The 19,487-nt window shown below is 42.6% G+C and carries 23 protein-coding genes; 18 read left to right on the top strand and 5 right to left on the bottom strand.

Annotation, left to right across the window (positions count from 1 at the left end; all coding sequences use genetic code 11):
* Window positions 1-44: 44 nt before the first annotated feature.
* Window positions 45-1,193, bottom strand: a complete 1,149-nt coding sequence (locus NSQ83_RS11050) for a diglucosyl diacylglycerol synthase (RefSeq protein ID WP_015483359.1) — start codon at window positions 1,191-1,193, stop codon at window positions 45-47.
* A 230-nt stretch (window positions 1,194-1,423) separates the two neighbouring features.
* Window positions 1,424-2,329, bottom strand: a complete 906-nt coding sequence (gene metA / locus NSQ83_RS11045; RefSeq protein ID WP_015714134.1) for a homoserine O-succinyltransferase — start codon at window positions 2,327-2,329, stop codon at window positions 1,424-1,426.
* A gap of 304 nt (window positions 2,330-2,633) precedes the next feature.
* Between metA and NSQ83_RS11040 the strand changes: the two genes are divergently transcribed.
* From NSQ83_RS11040 to NSQ83_RS10990, 11 genes are all read left to right on the top strand, one after another.
* The gene (locus tag NSQ83_RS11040; protein WP_074794588.1) at window positions 2,634-3,116 is read left to right on the top strand and encodes a glutathione peroxidase; all 483 of its coding nucleotides are present in this window, start codon (window positions 2,634-2,636) and stop codon (window positions 3,114-3,116) included.
* A gap of 15 nt (window positions 3,117-3,131) precedes the next feature.
* On the top strand, window positions 3,132-3,749 hold the full coding sequence (hdhQ, locus tag NSQ83_RS11035; RefSeq protein ID WP_074794587.1) for an Mn(2+)-dependent (deoxy)ribonucleoside pyrophosphohydrolase: 618 nt from the start codon (window positions 3,132-3,134) through the stop codon (window positions 3,747-3,749).
* Window positions 3,750-3,808: 59 nt separating this feature from the next.
* A complete protein-coding gene (locus NSQ83_RS11030; protein ID WP_074794586.1) occupies window positions 3,809-4,942 on the top strand; it encodes a conserved virulence factor C family protein in 1,134 nt (377 codons plus the stop codon).
* Window positions 4,943-5,231: 289 nt separating this feature from the next.
* On the top strand, window positions 5,232-6,908 hold the full coding sequence (ilvD, locus tag NSQ83_RS11025; protein ID WP_009967560.1) for a dihydroxy-acid dehydratase: 1,677 nt from the start codon (window positions 5,232-5,234) through the stop codon (window positions 6,906-6,908).
* A 105-nt stretch (window positions 6,909-7,013) separates the two neighbouring features.
* Window positions 7,014-7,448: a bacilliredoxin BrxA gene (gene brxA / locus NSQ83_RS11020; RefSeq protein ID WP_003230794.1), complete on the top strand. Its 435-nt coding sequence runs from the start codon at window positions 7,014-7,016 to the stop codon at window positions 7,446-7,448.
* Window positions 7,449-7,489: 41 nt separating this feature from the next.
* Window positions 7,490-8,263, top strand: a complete 774-nt coding sequence (locus NSQ83_RS11015; protein ID WP_198878675.1) for a class I SAM-dependent methyltransferase — start codon at window positions 7,490-7,492, stop codon at window positions 8,261-8,263.
* Between the two features lie 259 nt (window positions 8,264-8,522).
* Window positions 8,523-9,134, top strand: coding sequence for a YpjP family protein (locus NSQ83_RS11010; protein WP_009967559.1), 612 nt, complete (start codon window positions 8,523-8,525; stop codon window positions 9,132-9,134).
* 17 nt (window positions 9,135-9,151) lie between these two features.
* On the top strand, window positions 9,152-9,685 hold the full coding sequence (locus NSQ83_RS11005; protein WP_003230797.1) for a phosphatidylglycerophosphatase A: 534 nt from the start codon (window positions 9,152-9,154) through the stop codon (window positions 9,683-9,685).
* Window positions 9,686-9,768: 83 nt separating this feature from the next.
* Window positions 9,769-10,563 (top strand): thymidylate synthase, encoded by a 795-nt coding sequence (locus NSQ83_RS11000; protein ID WP_046663397.1) that lies wholly within the window; start codon window positions 9,769-9,771, stop codon window positions 10,561-10,563.
* Window positions 10,560-11,066, top strand: coding sequence for a dihydrofolate reductase DfrA (dfrA, locus tag NSQ83_RS10995; RefSeq protein WP_015251863.1), 507 nt, complete (start codon window positions 10,560-10,562; stop codon window positions 11,064-11,066). The genes NSQ83_RS11000 and dfrA overlap by 4 nt, the downstream gene beginning before the upstream one ends.
* Window positions 11,067-11,687, top strand: coding sequence for a hypothetical protein (locus NSQ83_RS10990; RefSeq protein WP_015251864.1), 621 nt, complete (start codon window positions 11,067-11,069; stop codon window positions 11,685-11,687).
* Between the two features lie 39 nt (window positions 11,688-11,726).
* Here NSQ83_RS10990 and NSQ83_RS10985 read toward each other — a convergent pair whose 3' ends face one another.
* Window positions 11,727-12,368 carry a hemolysin III family protein gene (locus NSQ83_RS10985; RefSeq protein ID WP_004398522.1) on the bottom strand — a complete coding sequence of 214 codons (642 nt, stop codon included), beginning with the start codon at window positions 12,366-12,368 and terminating at the stop codon, window positions 11,727-11,729.
* Window positions 12,369-12,388: 20 nt separating this feature from the next.
* Entirely contained in the window at window positions 12,389-13,384 is a 996-nt protein-coding gene (locus tag NSQ83_RS10980) for a sigma-54-dependent transcriptional regulator (protein ID WP_033884735.1), read from the bottom strand.
* Window positions 13,385-13,631: 247 nt separating this feature from the next.
* Between NSQ83_RS10980 and ilvA the strand changes: the two genes are divergently transcribed.
* The 7 genes from ilvA (at window position 13,632) to NSQ83_RS10945 (ending at window position 18,999) form a co-directional block, all read left to right on the top strand.
* Window positions 13,632-14,900 (top strand): threonine ammonia-lyase IlvA, encoded by a 1,269-nt coding sequence (ilvA, locus tag NSQ83_RS10975; RefSeq protein ID WP_174222964.1) that lies wholly within the window; start codon window positions 13,632-13,634, stop codon window positions 14,898-14,900.
* Window positions 14,901-14,985: 85 nt separating this feature from the next.
* Window positions 14,986-15,237: a DUF2535 family protein gene (locus tag NSQ83_RS10970; protein ID WP_004399020.1), complete on the top strand. Its 252-nt coding sequence runs from the start codon at window positions 14,986-14,988 to the stop codon at window positions 15,235-15,237.
* A gap of 146 nt (window positions 15,238-15,383) precedes the next feature.
* Window positions 15,384-15,965 carry a cytochrome c oxidase assembly accessory protein ScuA gene (gene scuA / locus NSQ83_RS10965; protein ID WP_174222963.1) on the top strand — a complete coding sequence of 194 codons (582 nt, stop codon included), beginning with the start codon at window positions 15,384-15,386 and terminating at the stop codon, window positions 15,963-15,965.
* Between the two features lie 77 nt (window positions 15,966-16,042).
* Entirely contained in the window at window positions 16,043-16,810 is a 768-nt protein-coding gene (locus tag NSQ83_RS10960) for an SGNH/GDSL hydrolase family protein (RefSeq protein ID WP_003245956.1), read from the top strand.
* Window positions 16,811-16,819: 9 nt separating this feature from the next.
* Window positions 16,820-17,383 (top strand): YpmS family protein, encoded by a 564-nt coding sequence (locus tag NSQ83_RS10955; RefSeq protein ID WP_015251867.1) that lies wholly within the window; start codon window positions 16,820-16,822, stop codon window positions 17,381-17,383.
* Between the two features lie 12 nt (window positions 17,384-17,395).
* Window positions 17,396-17,590: a protein YpmT gene (ypmT, locus tag NSQ83_RS10950; RefSeq protein ID WP_198878677.1), complete on the top strand. Its 195-nt coding sequence runs from the start codon at window positions 17,396-17,398 to the stop codon at window positions 17,588-17,590.
* Between the two features lie 71 nt (window positions 17,591-17,661).
* A complete protein-coding gene (locus NSQ83_RS10945) occupies window positions 17,662-18,999 on the top strand; it encodes an MATE family efflux transporter (protein WP_198878678.1) in 1,338 nt (445 codons plus the stop codon).
* A 49-nt stretch (window positions 19,000-19,048) separates the two neighbouring features.
* Here the strand turns inward: NSQ83_RS10945 and NSQ83_RS10940 are convergent, their stop codons facing one another.
* Window positions 19,049-19,474, bottom strand: a complete 426-nt coding sequence (locus NSQ83_RS10940; RefSeq protein WP_004398634.1) for a MarR family transcriptional regulator — start codon at window positions 19,472-19,474, stop codon at window positions 19,049-19,051.
* Window positions 19,475-19,487 lie beyond the last annotated feature (13 nt).

Here is a 19,487-nt window from a genome sequence, read left to right as displayed (position 1 = left end):
AAATAAAAAGAGCACACGATTTTCGTATGCTCTCAAGTACGCCATTAAGATAGTGCTTTGGCTTTTTGTTTGGCAGTCATCATTTCTGATTCCTTCAGGATATCCTCTAAAATCACTTCAGAGGAGTTTGCTAAATGAAGGTCCTTAATGTTTTTCTTCATGCGATGCAAGGTATCTTCATCTGCAAGAAGGGAAGTGACTGACTCGAGAATCTCTTCATGACGGTTCACAACGATGGCAGCTCCGCGGTCTTCAAAGAAGTTTGCATTTTCTTTTTCCTGGCCAGGCACGGGTTTGTACAGAATGACAGGCACTCCAATGGCTGTGGCTTCTGTCAAAGTAATGCCGCCGGGCTTGGTAATCATGCAATCTGTGATCCGAAATAGCTCATCAATGCGCTCCACATAGCCCAGAACTTTTAATTTGTCACCATTTTCCGCCTCAAGCGCACTCAAAGATTCTTTTAAAGCCGTATTTTTCCCGCACACGACAACCACTTGCACTTGGTCATCCTTGACAAGGTTTTCGCACAGCTCTTTTACGTTCTTTAATACACCGTGAGCACCTGCCATGATCAGAAGCACTTTTTTGTTTGGTGAAAGATTGTACTTTTTATATATCGGGCCAACCGGCATGGATTCTTCAAATTGCGGCCTGATTGGAATTCCTGTGATTTTTACGTTGCTTGGATGAGTGCCGATCTCCAGCAGTTTTTCCTTCACGTAATCTGTCGCCACATAATATTTATCCACGTTTTCGTGAACCCAAATTTTATGAAGACAAAAATCAGTCATAACGTTGAAGGTAGGAATGACTCTTCCAGTTCGGCGTCTGTATTCCGGCACGACGATCATCGGAAATGTATTAATAATAATATCGGGCTGATGTTCATCGACAAGTTCGCCCAATCTTTTATTACCCATTTTAAAGTAAATATTGAATTTACGTTTATTATAGATTTTGTCAACTCCGTAATAAAACAAACGATAAAACTGTTTCCCGATTGAGAAGCTTTTTAAATAAAGGTATTGAGTTACCTCTGAAACAATCGGATTTGACTCTTGGTACAAATTAGAAACTGTTACATGCTGAAAGCCGAGCCGTACACATTGTTCATAAAGTGTTTTGGCTACCTGCACATGTCCATTTCCGTAATTTGCAGTCAAAATTAATACTCTTTTATTGGTATTCAAGTAAATTCACCTCAATGTAATCAACAACAAGCAAGCTTCATGCATCGTAAGGAGTTATTGTCTATACATAAACATAACACAAATACATAATCGAATTATTAATGCAGTGAAAAAGTTAAGCTAATTTTAAATGATTTGGATTCCAGTATTTTAAATTTTTGTTATACGCAGACTGAATCAGATGTATTTTATCATATTTTTTGCTCAGCGTATCACTAAAAAAAGAAAAATTAGTCCCATTCATAAGGAGTTTCTTGGTAAACGTAATAATTCAGCCAATTCATAAACAATAATGTGGCATGCGCTTTCCAGCGATTCACTGGCTCGTTGCTGCCTTTTGCAAAATAATGTTTAGGCTCCTCGACAGTAGAAAGGTTTCGTTCCAAATCTCTTTCATACTCTTGAAGAAGCGTATTTGTATCATATTCAGGGTGCCCTGTCAAAAAGACTTGTTTTTCGTCTTTAGACACAATTAAGCACACCCCGGCTTCCTTTGATGCGGTAAGAATGTTTAACTCGGGCACTGCTTGAAGCTGTTCCATATTTATATCTGTATGCCGGGAATGCGGCACGTAGTATAGCTCGTCAAAACCTCTTACCAATCTTTCGTGTTTTGAAAGAACGGTATGTTCGAACACACCGAAGATTTTTTTCGGCATTTGAATTTTTTCCACACCGTAATGGTAGTACAAACCTGCTTGAGCACCCCAGCAAATATGCAAGGTTGAAGTGACATTTGTTTTGCTCCACTCCATGATTTCCTTGAGCTCTTCCCAATATGAAACCTCTTCAAACGCCAAATGCTCGATCGGCGCACCGGTGATAATCATGCCGTCAAACCTCTTGTGACGGATATTGGAAAAAGTCGTGTAAAATTCGTCAAGGTGTTCTCTCGCAGTATTTTTCGGCGTGTGTGTGCTTGGGATTAAAAATGTGAAATGAACCTGTAAAGGCGAATTTCCAAGCAATCTGAGAAGCTGAGTCTCTGTTTGGATTTTTTTCGGCATCAAATTTAATATAATAATTTTTTGCGGCCGGATATCCTGATGAAATGCTCTGCTTTCATCCATTACAAATATATGTTCACTTTCAAGCACCTGTTTTGCCGGCAGGTGTGTTGGTATATTAATAGGCAACGTGCCACCTCCATTATTTCCCCGTTTAATTTTCTTCATTATAGGAATTTTCACGCCAATTTTCAATCTATCTATACGTGTTGAGGGGGAAACAACAGAAAACTCTTTAAATAAAACGCACTGACACGCCTTTTGGTTTCACAGTAAAATGATTTTCAAAGATGTCAGAGGGAATTGTAATGTTTTATAGAATGATAAGATAAAAAACGAGCCATATGAATTGATAATGAACGGACGCTCATATCGTGAATTGCGATTTAAAAAAGGTAAAATAATCAGCACCAGGGACATAGGAGGGACTTACATGTCTATTTATCATATGAAGGTACGTACAATCACAGGGAAAGACATGACACTTCAGCCTTTCGCGGGAAAGGTACTGATAATCGTGAATACAGCAAGTAATTGCGGTTTTACTCCCCAATTGAAGCAGCTGCAGGAATTATATGATACATATCAGCAGGAGGGGCTGGAGATCTTAGGGTTCCCCTGCAATCAATTCATGAACCAAGAGCCTGGTGAAGAGGCTGACATACAGGAATTTTGTGAAACAAATTACGGTGTTACATTTCCTATGTTTTCAAAAGTGGATGTAAACGGGAAAAACGCCCACCCGCTGTTTGTGTATTTGACAGAACATGCGAAAGGGATGCTGGGAACTAAGGCGATCAAATGGAATTTCACGAAATTTATAGTGAATAGAAATGGAGAAATCGTTGGCCGTTATTCACCAAATACAAATCCGAAAGAGCTGGAAGACACTATCGTGAAGCTATTAGAGCAATAAAAAGAGGGTGTTTTTGTGAAGGAATTGAAGCAGGCAGAGCAAATCAGGACATGGGTTCAATCTATCCTGACTGACGAAAGCTCTGGACATGACTGGCATCATGTGTCAAGAGTAGCAGATCTTGCAGTGTATATTGGAGAAAAGGAAAAAGCGGATTTGTTCATTGTTGAAACGGCGGCTTTGGTTCATGATTTAATTGATGTGAAGCTGCCTGACACGGTCAGGCTTTCTGTGAGCGAAGTATATGATCAGCTCGTTTTTTTCGGAGTAGGAAAAGAGAATGCTGACAGGGTGATTCATATTATAACAAGGATGTCCTTTCGAGACAGGGAAAAGCTGGCGAAGGAGCCGCTCTCAATTGAGGGAAAAGCCGTACAGGATGCTGACAGAATTGATGCGATTGGTGCTGTCGGCATTGCGAGAGCTTTCATGTTTGCAGGCGCAAACGGCCATGGCCTTTATGGAGATGATCGAAGCGCCTACGCTCATTTTTTTCATAAGCTGCTGCGGCTGAAAGATATGATGAATACAGACGCTGCACGGGAACTGACAGAAGAAAGACACAATTTTATGCTTCAGTTTGTCCGCCAATTAGAAAAAGAAATACCCGGGATTGATGCCAAAACGTCGTAATAGAAGGCTTGGAGCGACTATGATAGAATAAGTCACAGATATGCTATAGGAGGACGATCATGAAGATAAAATCAATTGAACCTACACCAAGCCCGAATACAATGAAAGTCATCTTAACGGAAGAGCTTCCGGCGGGGAAAAGCAATAACTATAAACTTGAGCAAGCAGAAGGCGCACCGCCTGTTATAGCGGAAATCCTTAAAATAGATGGAGTTAAAGGGGTATATCACGTCGCAGATTTTCTTGCTGTTGAACGGAATGCAAGATACGACTGGAAAGACATTTTACCGCAAGTCCGCACTGCATTTGGGATGGAAAGTGCTGAAAGCGGAGAAGAAAATCGTTCTGATCAAGAATCTTTTGGAGAGGTAAAAGTTTTTGTGCAGATGTTCAGCGGCATTCCTATGCAAGTTAAATTAACCGATGGAGAGCGGGAAGAACGCTTCGGCTTACCTGAACGCTTTCAGCAGGCCATCTTAAAACTTAGATCTGAAGCTTCCAATGTTGTGTTTGAGCGGGCTTGGAAAGAACAAGGAGTCAGGTTCGGTGACTTTAATGAAATCGGCCATGACGTGACAGAAGAGCTTCAGGCGGCATACAGTGATGAACGGCTGAAACGACTGACTGAAGCAGCCGCTCAAGGAAAGGGCGAAGCAAAACAAGCTGTACAGCGCAAAGCGTATAAAGTAACGCTTGACATGCTGGATGATGAGGACTGGAAAAAGCGTTATGCACACTTGGAACAGATGGATCCGAAAGAAGAGGATATCCCGGTTTTACAGAAGGCATTGGATGATCCAAAGGTGTCCATCAGAAGACAGGCTGTTGTGTACTTAGGAATGATTGAAACACCTGATGTTCTTCCTCTATTGTATAAAGCACTTGAGGACAAAGCTGTATCAGTCAGAAGAACGGCCGGAGACTGCCTGTCTGATATCGGCGATCCTCAAGCCATTCCTGCTATGATCAAGTCATTAAGCGACTCCAGCAAGCTTGTTCGCTGGCGTGCGGCCATGTTCCTGTACGAAGTCGGCGATGAAAGTGCAATTGAAGCTTTGCGCGCTGCAGAAGATGACCCCGAATTTGAGGTCAGCCTTCAAGTCAAAATGGCGCTTGAACGTATTGAGCATGGAGAAGAAGCAAAAGGTTCTGTTTGGAAACAAATGACGGAAAGCAGAAAAAAAGGCGAATAAAGATAAAAAAGGTGCAGATCATGCACCTTTTTTATGTGAATTCACTTTTTATAAAAATTATTTCGAATATTGTTGAAAAATATCCGAAAACTATTTATAGTAAGTAACAATATTAATAGTTGGAGGGTTCAAATCGAAAGAAAAGCTATATAAATATAAAAACACGAAAGAACAAAACAAGGTGAGGGCGGCCTGAATTTATCTTATTTGCAAAAACAGCTCATAAATAAACTGAAAATTTTCAAAATAAAATCCAATCAAACAATTGAAAGAATTTAGGAGGATCACCATGGCAGAATTACGCAGTAATATGATCACACAAGGAATCGATAGAGCTCCGCACCGCAGTTTGCTTCGTGCAGCAGGAGTAAAAGAAGAGGATTTCGGCAAGCCGTTTATTGCGGTGTGTAATTCATACATTGATATCGTTCCCGGTCATGTTCACTTGCAGGAGTTTGGGAAAATCGTAAAAGAAGCAATCAGAGAAGCAGGGGGCGTGCCGTTTGAATTTAATACCATTGGGGTAGATGATGGCATCGCAATGGGGCATATCGGTATGAGATATTCGCTGCCAAGCCGTGAAATTATCGCAGACTCTGTGGAAACGGTTGTATCCGCACACTGGTTTGACGGAATGGTCTGTATTCCGAACTGCGACAAAATCACACCGGGAATGCTTATGGCGGCAATGCGCATCAACATTCCGACGATTTTTGTCAGCGGCGGACCGATGGCGGCAGGAAGAACAAGTGACGGGCGAAAAATCTCCCTTTCCTCAGTATTCGAAGGGGTAGGCGCCTACCAAGCAGGGAAAATCAACGAAAACGAGCTTCAAGAACTAGAGCAGTTCGGATGCCCAACGTGCGGGTCTTGCTCAGGCATGTTTACGGCGAACTCAATGAACTGTCTGTCAGAAGCACTTGGTCTTGCTTTGCCGGGTAATGGAACCATTCTGGCGACATCTCCGGAACGCAAAGAGTTTGTGAGAAAATCGGCTGCGCAATTAATGGAAACGATTCGCAAAGATATCAAACCGCGTGATATCGTTACAGTAAAAGCGATTGATAACGCGTTTGCACTCGATATGGCGCTCGGAGGTTCTACAAATACCGTTCTTCATACCCTTGCCCTTGCAAACGAAGCCGGCGTTGAATACTCTTTAGAACGCATTAACGAAGTCGCTGAGCGCGTGCCGCACTTGGCCAAGCTGGCGCCTGCATCGGATGTGTTTATTGAAGATCTTCATGAAGCGGGCGGCGTGTCAGCGGCTCTGAATGAGCTTTCCAAGAAAGAAGGAGCGCTTCATTTAGACGCGCTGACTGTTACAGGAAAAACTCTTGGAGAAACCATTGCCGGACATGAAGTAAAGGATTATGACGTCATTCACCCGCTGGATCAACCATTCACTGAAAAGGGAGGCCTTGCTGTTTTATTCGGTAATCTAGCTCCGGACGGCGCTATCATTAAAACAGGCGGCGTACAGAATGGGATTACAAGACACGAAGGGCCGGCTGTCGTATTCGATTCTCAGGACGAGGCGCTTGACGGCATTATCAACCGAAAAGTAAAAGAAGGCGACGTTGTCATTATCAGATACGAAGGGCCAAAAGGCGGACCTGGCATGCCGGAAATGCTGGCGCCAACATCCCAAATCGTTGGAATGGGACTCGGACCAAAAGTGGCATTGATTACGGACGGACGTTTTTCCGGAGCCTCCCGTGGCCTCTCAATCGGCCACGTATCACCTGAGGCCGCTGAGGGCGGGCCGCTTGCCTTTGTTGAAAACGGAGACCATATTATCGTTGATATTGAAAAACGTATCTTGGATGTACAAGTGCCAGAAGAAGAGTGGGAAAAACGAAAAGCGAACTGGAAAGGTTTTGAACCGAAAGTGAAAACCGGCTACCTGGCACGTTATTCTAAACTTGTGACAAGTGCCAACACCGGCGGTATTATGAAAATCTAGATATTGGGGACACTTTCTTTTATTTTAAGGTGTGAACATTTGAAATCCGGCCCTCTCTATAGTATCCTTTACTTCAGATGAAGGATACTAGAGGGGGCTTTTTTTATGTCAATGGCTTATGAAGAATACATGCGCCAGCTTGTCGTACCGATGCGCCGCGAGCTGACTGGAGCAGGTTTTGAAGAGTTAACAACAGCAGAAGAAGTAGAAAACTTTATGGAAAAGGCAGAGGGCACAACTCTTGTAGTCGTTAACTCTGTATGCGGCTGCGCGGCAGGCCTTGCGCGTCCTGCGGCTACACAGGCAGTCCTCCAGAATGACAAAACACCTGACAATACGGTGACTGTTTTTGCGGGCCAAGATAAAGAAGCTACTGCGAAAATGCGTGAGTATTTTACTGGCCAGGAGCCTTCTTCACCATCAATGGCTCTTTTGAAAGGCAAAGAAGTCGTACATTTTATTCCGCGTCATGAAATTGAAGGACACGATATGGAAGAAATCATGAAAAATCTGACTGCTGCCTTCGATGCGCACTGCTAAATGCCCGTTTTCCGGGCATTTTCTTTTTGGGAGTACAGAAGATGATAACAACAAGCTATAGACCGTCTGAACACACCATAAAAACCGCAAAGCAGCTTTCTAAAGAGCTAAATATGCCATACTGCGGCCGGAATAAACAAACGGTTGAACACCTGCTGAGGTCAGCTGAACGTGATTTGCTTGTGGTCGGCAAAGAGCGGTTTGAGCTGTATACGAAACAAGGTGCCAAATTCTTTTTTCATCCGAATACAGCGATGTTTAGAGCCAAACGCTTCTTACAGGGAGAGCAAGAGCCTATGCTTCGGGCTGCCGGCTTATCTGAAGGGGATACGTTTTTAGATTGCACACTCGGGCTGGGGTCAGATGCCATTATCGCAAGTATGGCAGTAGGCGAAACGGGTTCTGTTGTTGGGATTGAAAAAAACCATCTTGTGTCTGTTTTAGTGAGGATGGGGCTGCATTCATGGGAAACGGGTATAGAAGAGCTTCAAACTGCGATGAGAAGAATCCAGGTGAAGGATGGTGATTGCTTTGAACACATCAAGCAGCTTCCTGACAACTCTGTTGATGTGGTTTATTTCGATCCAATGTTTCATGAACCTGTAGAAACCTCTGATGGCATCGCGCCTTTACGTGATTTGGCAGGGGATTCCGTTTTGCACGAAGGATGTATCAATGAAGCGGTACGAGTCGCCAGAAAAAGCGTTGTGTTAAAAGACCACTGGAAAAGCCCGCGGTTTGAACAGTTTGGTTTTAACGTCATGAAAAGAAAAACAGCACTGTTCCATTATGGAGTCATTCAAACAAGCCCGTGATTCATATCACGGGCTTTCTGTTAATCGGTGACCTCCATGACGACAAAGTATAATAATGTTAAGAGTGAAACTGTGGCAAACAGAGCGTCAATCATGCGGAAAGCCTCCTTTCATGAAATATTGTAAGCGTTTTTACACAAAGTGCATAGCAACGAATCTCCTAATTTGCATATCAGTTTCATATAGTACATGACTTGCATGTTTTGGATGTGCTAAAATAAGAGAAACATGACAATAAAATAGAGAGGAATAAGCAGTCATGAAATTGTGGATGAGAAAGACCCTTGTGGTTTTATTTACCATTGTAACGTTCGGGCTCGTATCTCCTCCGGCTGCCCTTATGGCGGACAAGCCTTCCGGACAGCCGAGCAGTCTTGAGCAGAATGATTACACCGCTTTTTATGATGAGCATGACCTGTACGATGATGAGTCGGATGACAGGCGAGATCCTGAACTGCTTTTTCAATCGTACAAGGAACAGCTCCTTGACAGCGCTGAGGATCAGTCCTTTTTAAAATTCGGCAGCAGAATCGCTCCTGTCATTGAGGATGACTATCGGAAAGAGATCCTGCCAAAAATCGAAAATGTGATTAGTGATTATTTAGCGACATTGCAAGATGATGAGGCGTACCAAGATGTTGTGATCTCAAGCATGCCTTCAGCGGGCAAAACGGAAAAAATTTTCAACGTTTACAATCGGACAACTGGAGAAGATCTTCTCAGATTCCATGTGCGAAGAGACCACCCGCCTCATGACGGCTACTGGTTTAATTTTCATTATCATACAGCAGAAGATGGATTTCAATCACATCATGAGCTTGGGAGCATTTACTGGGACCGCAACACGCCTCCCAACTGGATGAGTGCCTAAAGGAGATGCCATTAGACATGAAAAAGTACACAATGAATGAAATGGTCGATATAACAAAGGATATGCTGAACAAACGGGGCGTTATGATAGAAGATATTGCACGGATTGTTCAAAAACTTCAGGAAAAATACAATCCAAATCTGCCGCTCAGTGTTTGCATGGAGAATGTAGAAAAAGTCCTGAACAAACGTGAAATTATTCATGCTGTTTTGACAGGCCTTGCACTCGATCAGCTTGCAGAACAGAAGCTTCTCCCCGAACCGCTGCAGCACCTTGTTGAAACGGATGAACCGCTTTACGGCATAGATGAAATTATCCCGCTTTCAATCGTTAATGTGTACGGGTCGATCGGTTTGACCAATTTCGGTTATTTGGATAAAGAGAAGATTGGAATTATTAAGGAACTTGATGAAAGTCCAGACGGTATTCACACCTTTTTGGATGATATTGTGGCAGCACTTGCTGCAGCAGCGGCGAGCAGAATTGCACATACGCATCAGGATCTGCAAGATGAAGAAAAAGAACAGGATGAAAAGCCTGTCGTCAGCTGACTATAAAAAAATCATTTCTGGGTTCAGAAATGATTTTTTATTGTGTTACACTACTAGAAGACTACTTTTAAAGGATGAAAAAAATGAAACAGTATAAGGATTTATGCAGACATGTTTTAGAGCATGGTGAGAAAAAGGGAGACCGGACAGGGACCGGAACAATCAGCACTTTTGGATATCAAATGAGATTTAATTTACGGGAAGGCTTTCCGATGCTCACCACTAAAAAACTCCACTTTAAATCAATTGCGCATGAACTGCTGTGGTTCTTAAAAGGAGATACGAATGTACGCTATCTGCAGGAAAACGGAGTGCGAATTTGGAATGAGTGGGCTGATGAAAACGGTGAACTTGGACCTGTATATGGCTCCCAATGGCGTTCTTGGCGGGGAGCTGATGGAGAAACCATTGATCAAATTTCCCGTCTTATTGAAGATATTAAGACAAATCCGAACTCCAGACGCTTAATCGTCAGCGCCTGGAATGTTGGTGAAATTGATAAAATGGCGTTGCCGCCGTGCCATTGCCTGTACCAATTCTATGTGTCTGACGGCAAGCTGTCCTGTCAGCTGTATCAGCGCTCTGCCGATGTTTTCTTAGGTGTGCCGTTTAATATTGCATCTTATGCCCTGCTAACCATGATGATTGCTCATGTGACTGGGCTTGAACCGGGCGAGTTCATCCATACATTTGGTGATGTTCATATCTATCAAAATCATATTGAACAAGTCAATTTGCAGCTTGAAAGAGATGTTAGACCGCTTCCGCAGCTTCGTTTCGCCAGAAAGGTTGATTCTATTTTTAACTTTGCATTTGAGGACTTTATCATCGAGGATTATGATCCGCATCCTCATATAAAAGGGGCGGTCAGCGTATGATTTCATTCATTTTTGCGATGGATGCCAACAGGCTTATCGGCAAAGATAATGATTTGCCGTGGCATTTGCCCAATGATCTTGCATACTTTAAGAAAGTAACATCGGGCCATTCAATCATTATGGGCCGAAAAACATTTGAATCGATCGGACGTCCGCTTCCAAATCGGAAAAATATTGTCGTTACCTCAGCGCCGGCTTCAGAATTTCCGGGATGCACGGTTGTCGGTTCATTAAAGGATGTACTGGACATTTGTTCAGGCCCTGAAGAATGCTTTGTGATCGGAGGGGCTCAGCTCTATACGGACCTGTTCCCTTATGCGGACAGACTGTATATGACGAAAATTCATCACGAGTTTGAGGGTGACCGTCACTTTCCTGAATTTGATGAATCCAATTGGAAGTTGGTTTCTTCTGAGCAGGGGACCAAAGACGAAAAAAACCCGTATGATTACGAATTTCTAATGTATGAAAAAAAGAATTCTTCTAAAGCGGGAGGATTTTAATTGGTTCGCTACAGCCTTCTAGTGGTTTATATTGTGTATATGCTGTTAAAAAATATGAAACAATTATTTAATCAAACAATGCTCGATCCCCGTCTGTCATACAAAAAACAGATGACTCTTGTGTACGAACAGCCAAAGGCGTTTTTGGAAGGCTGTATCGGCATCTCCGGTTCAGTTGTGACGATCCATCAGCCAGAGCCAATACCACACGGTCCTGTTTTGTATGTGCATCCCCGTTTGCGTTTGGCTGAACTGGCCTTAATTGCTGGATATATTGAGGAACCGGCCGGCTTTATCGCCAACCCAAAAGTGTTCCGCTTGCCTTTTATCGGGCAATGGCTGGATCGGATGGATGTGATTTCAGACGGGGATTCAGAAAAGGTATATGAAGATGTGACAAAACAGCTGGAAAAGGGACAAAGCCTGATTCTTTCACTAGATGGTTCTATTGATCCTGTAGAACTTGCGGCCCGCTATCATCTTCCGTTGGTGATGGTGGAAACGAAAGGAACAGATAACATGCAAAAGGGCTCGTTTTTTAAACGCTTAAAACCGGCAGACATTGAATTGTCCTTTTCAAAAGCTTATATACCTGCCAATGAAAAACAATTACGTGCATAAAAAAAGCGCAGTCGTGAAGACTGCGCTTTTCTGTTACTGTTACGAAAGGAACGGCACCTTTACACAATAGAAGAGCACGCAGAAAAACATAGCAGCGCTCCCGCCCAATACAAAGCTGTGCCAAATGGCGTGATGGAAGGGGATCTTTTTCCAAATGTAAAAGATGGTTCCGACAGAGTATAAAATGCCGCCGAGAAAAAGGAGGCTGAATCCCGCTCCGCTCAGTGAAGCATATAAAGGTTTAACTGCAATAATCATCAGCCACCCCATGACTAAATACACGAAGGTTGACAATAGGATAAACCGTTTCACAAAGAAAATTTTAAAAACGATTCCGCCTAGGGCAAGTGACCATACGATAACCAACAGGGTAAAGCCGAGTGTGCCTTTCAGCGGCCCAAGCAAAAAAGGCGTGTAGGTTCCGGCGATGAGTACGTAAATCGCGCTATGATCAATAATCTCCAAAATGTCCTTCGTTTTTTTATGTGTGATGCTGTGAAGCAGGGTGGAGCTCAAATATAACAGCAGCATAGAGACACCGAATATTGTAAAGCTGACAATGTCCCATGCAGACCCGTAATTAGCCGCAAATATGATTAGAAACACTAATGCTGGGATGGATAAGAGGACACCGATGCCGTGTGTAATCGCATTGGCGATCTCTTCTTTGATTGTAAACAAGTGCATTCTCCTTTCGATCGCTAGATCATTTGATTTTTTAACGTCTCTATAAAGCTCAAGCCCTCAAAGGTAATTTTTGTGCCTGCGCGTCCGCGGCTTTTGGTGACATAATCTTTTTTCTCCAAATAGTCGAGACGGCTTCTGACCTGCTGAGGAGTTAACGAGGTTTGGGTATTTTTGCTGTGTTCAGAAATGATCCGTCTGCTGGCAGGTTCTCCTTTTTCGTTCAATACTTTTATTGTTTCCAAAATAAACAAAAACTCAGCTTTTTCCATTAAAGTCAGCAGCTTCGCTTTTTTCTTCGACGTTTTTCCGTCTATCGCGCCTCTAATATATGGCGGCAGGTCATATGGCTGGATCGTTCCTCCGCTTGATACTGCCGCCATATAATCTGCAGCGTTTTTTAATTCCCTGACATTGCCTTCAAATGCATGCTTCTCAAGCACGGGAAAAACGGAGGGATCGATTAACAATTGCTGACCGGAATTTGAGAGAAAATGCTGTGTCAAAAGCGGAATATCGCTTTTTCGTTCCGATAATTCGGGCAGTGTGAGCGTTAAAATGTTCAGTCTGTAGAATAAGTCTTGCCTGAATGTATGTTCCACGGATCGGTCTGCAGAAGCACAGATCATTCGCGGTTTCTCCGTGTCTGAATCAAGCGCTTTTAACAGCTGAGCTTGTACAGAAGCAGGCATGCGCCATACATCATCAAGAAAAAGGGTTCCTCGTACCGCTTTTTGAAAAACACCTGTGTTTCCGTTAGGGCCAAAAAGCTCATGAATAAGGGTTTCTTCCGAATGGGTGCTGCAATTGACGCTTATAAACGGTTCATTGCTTCTCGAAGATTCCAAGTGTATGGCATGTGCGAAGTGATTTTTGCCTGTTCCGATTTTTCCTGTTATTAAGACAGGAAGCTCCGATAACGAGAACTGCTTGGCGATTCGCTTCGCTTCCAGGAAAGTTTGATGTTCTCCGATTAGATGTTGAAATGTATTGAGTTTTGGTGCACTATTCATCAATTGGCTCCTTTTGGTTCTAATTGGTTTCATTATATCATGCCTTTTGGTTGAAAACACCCTTTATTTTACGATCATCTTTTTTTTGGCTCTGCAGGATAATGGTTGAACAGAAGTTACCACAAGATGTGGTGGACATAGTTTGTATTTTTTTAATTATTAAATAAAAATAATTGTCTTATTTTTTGAATATTCGTGTTATAATGGCATATTAAATAGGGATTTAAAACAAGAAAGGAATCTGTACATGAAACCGTTGTTGAAAGAAAACTCTCACATCCAAGTGAAAGACATTTTGAAGGCTCACCAAAACGTAAAGGACGTTGTCATTCACACACCTTTGCAGAGGAATGACAGACTTTCTGAGAGATATGAATGCAATATCTATTTAAAACGTGAAGACTTGCAAGTTGTCAGATCTTTTAAGCTCAGAGGGGCTTATCATAAAATGAAACAGCTTTCCAGCGAGCAGACAGAGAACGGAGTTGTGTGTGCAAGTGCCGGAAACCACGCTCAAGGTGTGGCATTTTCGTGTAAACATCTTGGCATTCACGGGAAAATTTTTATGCCGTCTACTACACCGAGACAAAAAGTATCTCAAGTTGAACTATTCGGAAAAGGATTTATCGATATTATTTTGACAGGTGATACGTTTGACGACGCGTATAAAAGCGCCGTTGAGTGCTGTGAGGCTGAATCTCGGACGTTTATCCATCCGTTCGATGATCCGGATGTGATGGCCGGACAGGGGACGCTCGCAGTCGAGATTTTAAACGACATTGATGCAGAACCGCATTTTCTTTTTGCAAGTGTCGGAGGCGGCGGCCTTCTCTCTGGGGCAGGTACATATTTGAAAAACGTGTCTCCTGATACAAAGGTAATTGCTGTTGAGCCGGCGGGAGCGGCATCCTACTTTGAATCAAACAAAGCTGGGCATGTCGTCACACTTGATAAAATTGACAAGTTTGTAGATGGGGCGGCTGTTAAAAAAATTGGCGAGGAAACCTTCCAGACGCTGGAAACTGTCGTTGATGACATTCTCCTTGTGCCTGAAGGAAAAGTATGTACATCCATTCTTGAATTATATAACGAATGTGCGATTGTTGCTGAACCGGCCGGAGCTCTTTCTGTCGCAGCGCTTGATTTGTACAAAGATGAAATCAAAGGAAAAAATGTGGTGTGTGTGGTCAGCGGGGGGAATAACGATATCGGAAGAATGCAGGAAATGAAGGAGCGTTCCTTGATTTTTGAAGGTCTTCAGCATTATTTTATCGTCAACTTTCCGCAAAGAGCGGGGGCGCTCCGCGAATTTCTTGACGAAGTCCTCGGGCCGAATGATGACATTACAAGATTTGAATATACGAAGAAAAATAATAAAAGCAACGGACCTGCTCTTGTCGGCATCGAGCTGCAGAACAAAGCCGATTATGGGCCGCTGATTGAACGAATGAACAAAAAACCGTTTCATTATGTAGAGGTGAACAAGGATGAGGACTTGTTCCATTTGCTGATCTAATTTTTTTACACAACCGCGCAAAATGACAGACAGCCCGGCTGGCATCATATATAATAGAAGAAAAACAAAAAAGAGGATTGATAGCTTGTTACTCAAAAGCCTAGAGTTCAAACGCGGTGACGGGATTCAGGTGAAAGTGACAGAAATACCTGTATTAAAGGAAGATGAGCACTATTTCTTTATGTTACATCACCATTTGCAATTCTACTTAAAAGAAGTGTTTTCATCAAACAGCAGGGCAAAAGTGTATTCTTTCCGACATTATATGAAGCGCCGGATGAAGTGGGCAGATTATCAGGCTGTATTTCATCAAGAGGTGTTAAAGCACAACGCGTAACATGCCGTTTTTTACCTGCATGCCCTCCTTTGTAATCGTTAATGGGAGGCATGCAGGATTTTTTTTGCTCAGTATCGAATACAAACATGGGACAGTAAGGACGGTTTTAGAAAGCGTTTTTATGATGGCTGGAAAGGGTGGATGTCATGAAGGTTATCAAGGGGTTAACGGCTGGGCTGATTTTTCTGTTTTTGTGTGCATGCGGAGGACAGCAGATTGAAAATCCGCTCAATTACGAGGTGGAGCCTTTTACATTTCAAAACCAAGACGGCAAGAACGTTTCTTTAGAGAGTTTAAAAGGAGAAGTATGGCTGGCGGATTTTATTTTTACCAATTGTGAAACTGTATGTCCGCCAATGACCGCTCATATGACCGATCTGCAAAAAAAACTGAAAGCCGAAAATATAGATGTCCGCATCATATCATTTAGTGTTGACCCAGAAAACGATAAGCCGAAACAGCTGAAGAAATTTGCCGCAAATTATCCATTATCTTTTGATAACTGGGATTTTCTCACGGGATACAGCCAGAGTGAGATTGAGGAGTTCGCACTTAAGAGCTTTAAAGCGATCGTAAAGAAGCCGGAGGGAGAGGACCAAGTGATTCATCAATCTTCTTTTTATTTGGTAGGTCCGGACGGTAAGGTGCTGAAAGATTACAATGGAGTAGAGAATACACCGTACGATGATATCATTTCCGATGTGAAGTCAGCCACTACACTCAAGTAAGCTAAGAGACTAGGCATTTGCAAATCTTCTAAAACATGATACACTTTCCACTAGTAGAATGGGAAGGAGCAACAAGATTGAAGCTGCGCATTTTTTCAATCATGGCCAGTTTGATTTTGCTTCTTACTGCGTGTACGAGCATACGTACATCATCTGAGGGAAAACAAAAAGCCCATGAAACGAAAACAAAAGAACACATTGTCATAGCGGCTGTCGGAGATTCGCTGACAGAAGGAGTCGGAGATCCCGACGGAAAGGGATATGTCGGCAAGGTGGCGGATTCTATCCGGTCAGATAAACAAGTCAAAACGGTCGACGTGAAAAATTATGCCGTAAAAGGGAACCGTTCGGATGATTTATTAGAAAAACTAAAAGATAAAAAGGTTCAAAAAGGCATAAAGGACGCAGATTATGTCTTTTTTACAATTGGCGGTAATGATTTGATGAAAATCCTTCGCCAAAACTTTCTGCAATTAACCGTTGAACCGTTTCAGGAAGCGGAAAAACCGTACGAAAAGCGCTTTGAAAAAATCATTTCTGAAATTCGCGAGCTGAATGATCACGCTGAGCTGATTTATGTCAGCATGTACAATCCGTTTACGTTTACGTTATCAGAACTAAATGAAATAAATGGTGTCGTCACGGATTGGAACCATATTGCTGAAAAAGAGCTGAAAAAAGATAAACATGCAAAAATCGTTCATATCGAAGATTTGTTCAATCAAAAAAGTGACAGCAGCCGAATTTCCGAGGAAGATGATTTTCATCCTAATGGTACGGGTTATTCTCTTATCGCAAAGCGCGTCTATCAAGCCATTAAAAAAGAAGGATTACCGAAAGAGTAGGGTGACAGCATGAATAAGTGGAAGCGACTGTTTTTTATATTGCTTGCAATCAATTTTATCCTCGCCGCCGGGTTTGTGGCACTTGTTTTGCTCCCGGGGGAACAGGCTCAGGTGAAGGATTCATCTGAGAGCGAGTATGGATTTCAAGTGACAAGCACAAAAGAATCATTAGCTGCGTTTGTTAACTCATATTTAAACGACAAAGCATCAAACAAGCTTGATTATAAAGTAGAGATTGATGATGATGTTCATGTCGCAGGGAAAATCAAGGCATTTTCCACGTCTATTGATGCGTTTATCGCTTTTGAGCCGACCGTGAAAAAAAACGGTGATGTAGAGCTGAATGTCACGAAATTTTCGTTAGGGAAATTGAGTATACCAATTAGCTTTGTGTTAAATTATATGGACAGCTTTTATGAATTGCCGTCATTTGTCCATGTTCACCCCGGAGATAAAAGCATTGAAGTGCGTTTGTCAGAAATGCCTTTAACGAATGGAATGTATGTCAAAGCGGATAAGATAAATTTAGAAAAAGATGAAATTGAGTTTTCCTATTACCATCCCAAACAATAGAGGTGACTGAAAATGAAACGGATTTACCAGTATTTCAGTTTATTATCTTTTACATTTTCCCTGTACTTCGGCTGGCTTGCTTATCATCATCTGACTGCTGAAGACATGGATCAAATGTATTTGAATATTTCCTATTGTGCCTTGTTCCTAAGTGTGATGGTGTTTACATTCGGTATGCGAGACCGAAAAAAAACCGATAAGTCATGAAAAAAGAGACATGAAACAACGTCTCTTTTTTCGTGCGGTCCGAAGAAAATTTGAGAACACAAGGAGAAAAGATGAAAGCATACGATTTTACACAGGGGAACGTGCTGAAACAGCTTGTACTGTTTTCAATGCCTATTATGCTCGGAAACGCATTGCAGGTTTCCTTTCAATTTATAGACAGCTTGTGGATCGGCAATTTACTGGGGGCAAAGGCCCTTGGGGCAGCCGCGGTATCAAGCACGATTGTTTTGACCGTGCTGTCTTTTATTTTGGGTCTTAACAATGCGACGTTAACCATTTTATCTCAGCAAAAAGGAAAAGATGATGTAAAAGGAATGGCGTCGTATATTAACGCTTTTGTTGTTTTATTAACAGGCCTAAGCATCGGATTCGGCGTTGCCGGTTTTTTTCTCTCAGAGCTTTTGCTGCGTCTTCTAAAAACGCCGGAGTCAATGATTCCGCTTGCTGAGACGTATTTACAGATTCAATTTATCGGCATTTTATTTTTGTTTGGTTATAACTTTATCAGTACTGTGCTTCGTGCGCTGGGCGACAGCAAGACACCTCTCCGGTTTATTGCGTTTGCTGTTGTACTGAATACAGTGCTTGCACCGCTCTTTATTTCTGTGTTCCGCATGGGAATAGCGGGAGCGGCTTATTCAACGATTTTGTCACAGGGCATTGCGTTTGTGTATGGGTTGTTTTATGTCATCAAACACAAGCTTGTGCCATTCTCAATTCCGAGAATGCCCAAGTGGGAAGAGTCCGCGCTGATTTTGAAACTCGGGATTCCGGCAGGTCTGCAGATGATGGTGATTACAGGCGGTATGATGGCGATTATGAGTGTTGTCAACTCATACGGGGATCACGTGGTATCAGGCTTTGGCGCGGTGCAGCGGCTCGATAGCATCATCACGCTTCCAGCAATGGCTGCCGGTACAGCCGTCAACAGTATGGCAGGGCAAAATATTGGAATTGGAAACGAAAAAAGAGTGGGAACGATTGCAAGGCTGGGTGTGATGGCTGTTATTTCCTGCATGCTGGTGATTGCGGTTATGATTTGGGTATTTGGTAAATATCTCATAAGGTTATTTATCAGTGAGCCCGATGCGGTCGCATTTGGTGAACAATATTTGAAGTGGATCGCGTTTTTCTACCCTTTTATTGGGATTAATTTTGTGCTGAACGGAATCGTCAGGGCCGCGGGAGCGATGCTGCAGGTTCTGGTATTAAATTTGATCTCGTTTTGGGTGTTGAGATACCCTTTCACAGCTCTATTTTCAGCTTGGCTTGGACAAAAAGGAATCGGGCTTGGAATCGGAATGAGTTTTTTATTTAGCAGCTGCGCGGCATTTTTGTATTATAGATATGGCCGCTGGAAAGCAATGAAGCTGTTTACTGAAAAATAAGTGAAGCACTGCGAAAAGCACATACCTATATATCGGTATGTGCTTTTTTTCACCGTTTTTTATCAAGTTTGCTGAAGAGCTCGATTAACGTGGCAAGTTCAGCATCAGTGTAGCAGTCAAAGCGTTTAAAGAAATATTCCGTTTTTTTCTCGTTAAAGTGCTGAAGGACTTTTTCGCCCGCTTCAGTGATATGAATGCGGATGATGCGTCTGTCTTCCTTCGATCTGATTCTCGTAATCCATTCCTTTTCTACCAGCGCATCGGTCACAGCCGTAATGTGGCTTGCCGATACCTCTAAAATAGGCGCAAATTCAGTGACTTTTTTAGGTCCTTGTTCACTGAGGATCCGAAGAATGGTGAATTCATTCCGCGACAGCTCTTTATCTAAAATTTCATTGATTTCATTGCGTATTTGTTTAAAGACTTTACGGAGTAAAGTTTCCATATCGTACATCATCTGTGTTCTTACTTTCAAATTTGTGAACCTC

Source organism: Bacillus sp. PS217 (assembly GCF_037963535.1).
GTDB classification, from domain to species: Bacteria; Bacillota; Bacilli; order Bacillales; family Bacillaceae; genus Bacillus; species Bacillus subtilis.
The sequence above is the reverse complement of the archived record's forward strand: the minus strand, read 5'-3'. Positions and strand labels throughout refer to the sequence as shown.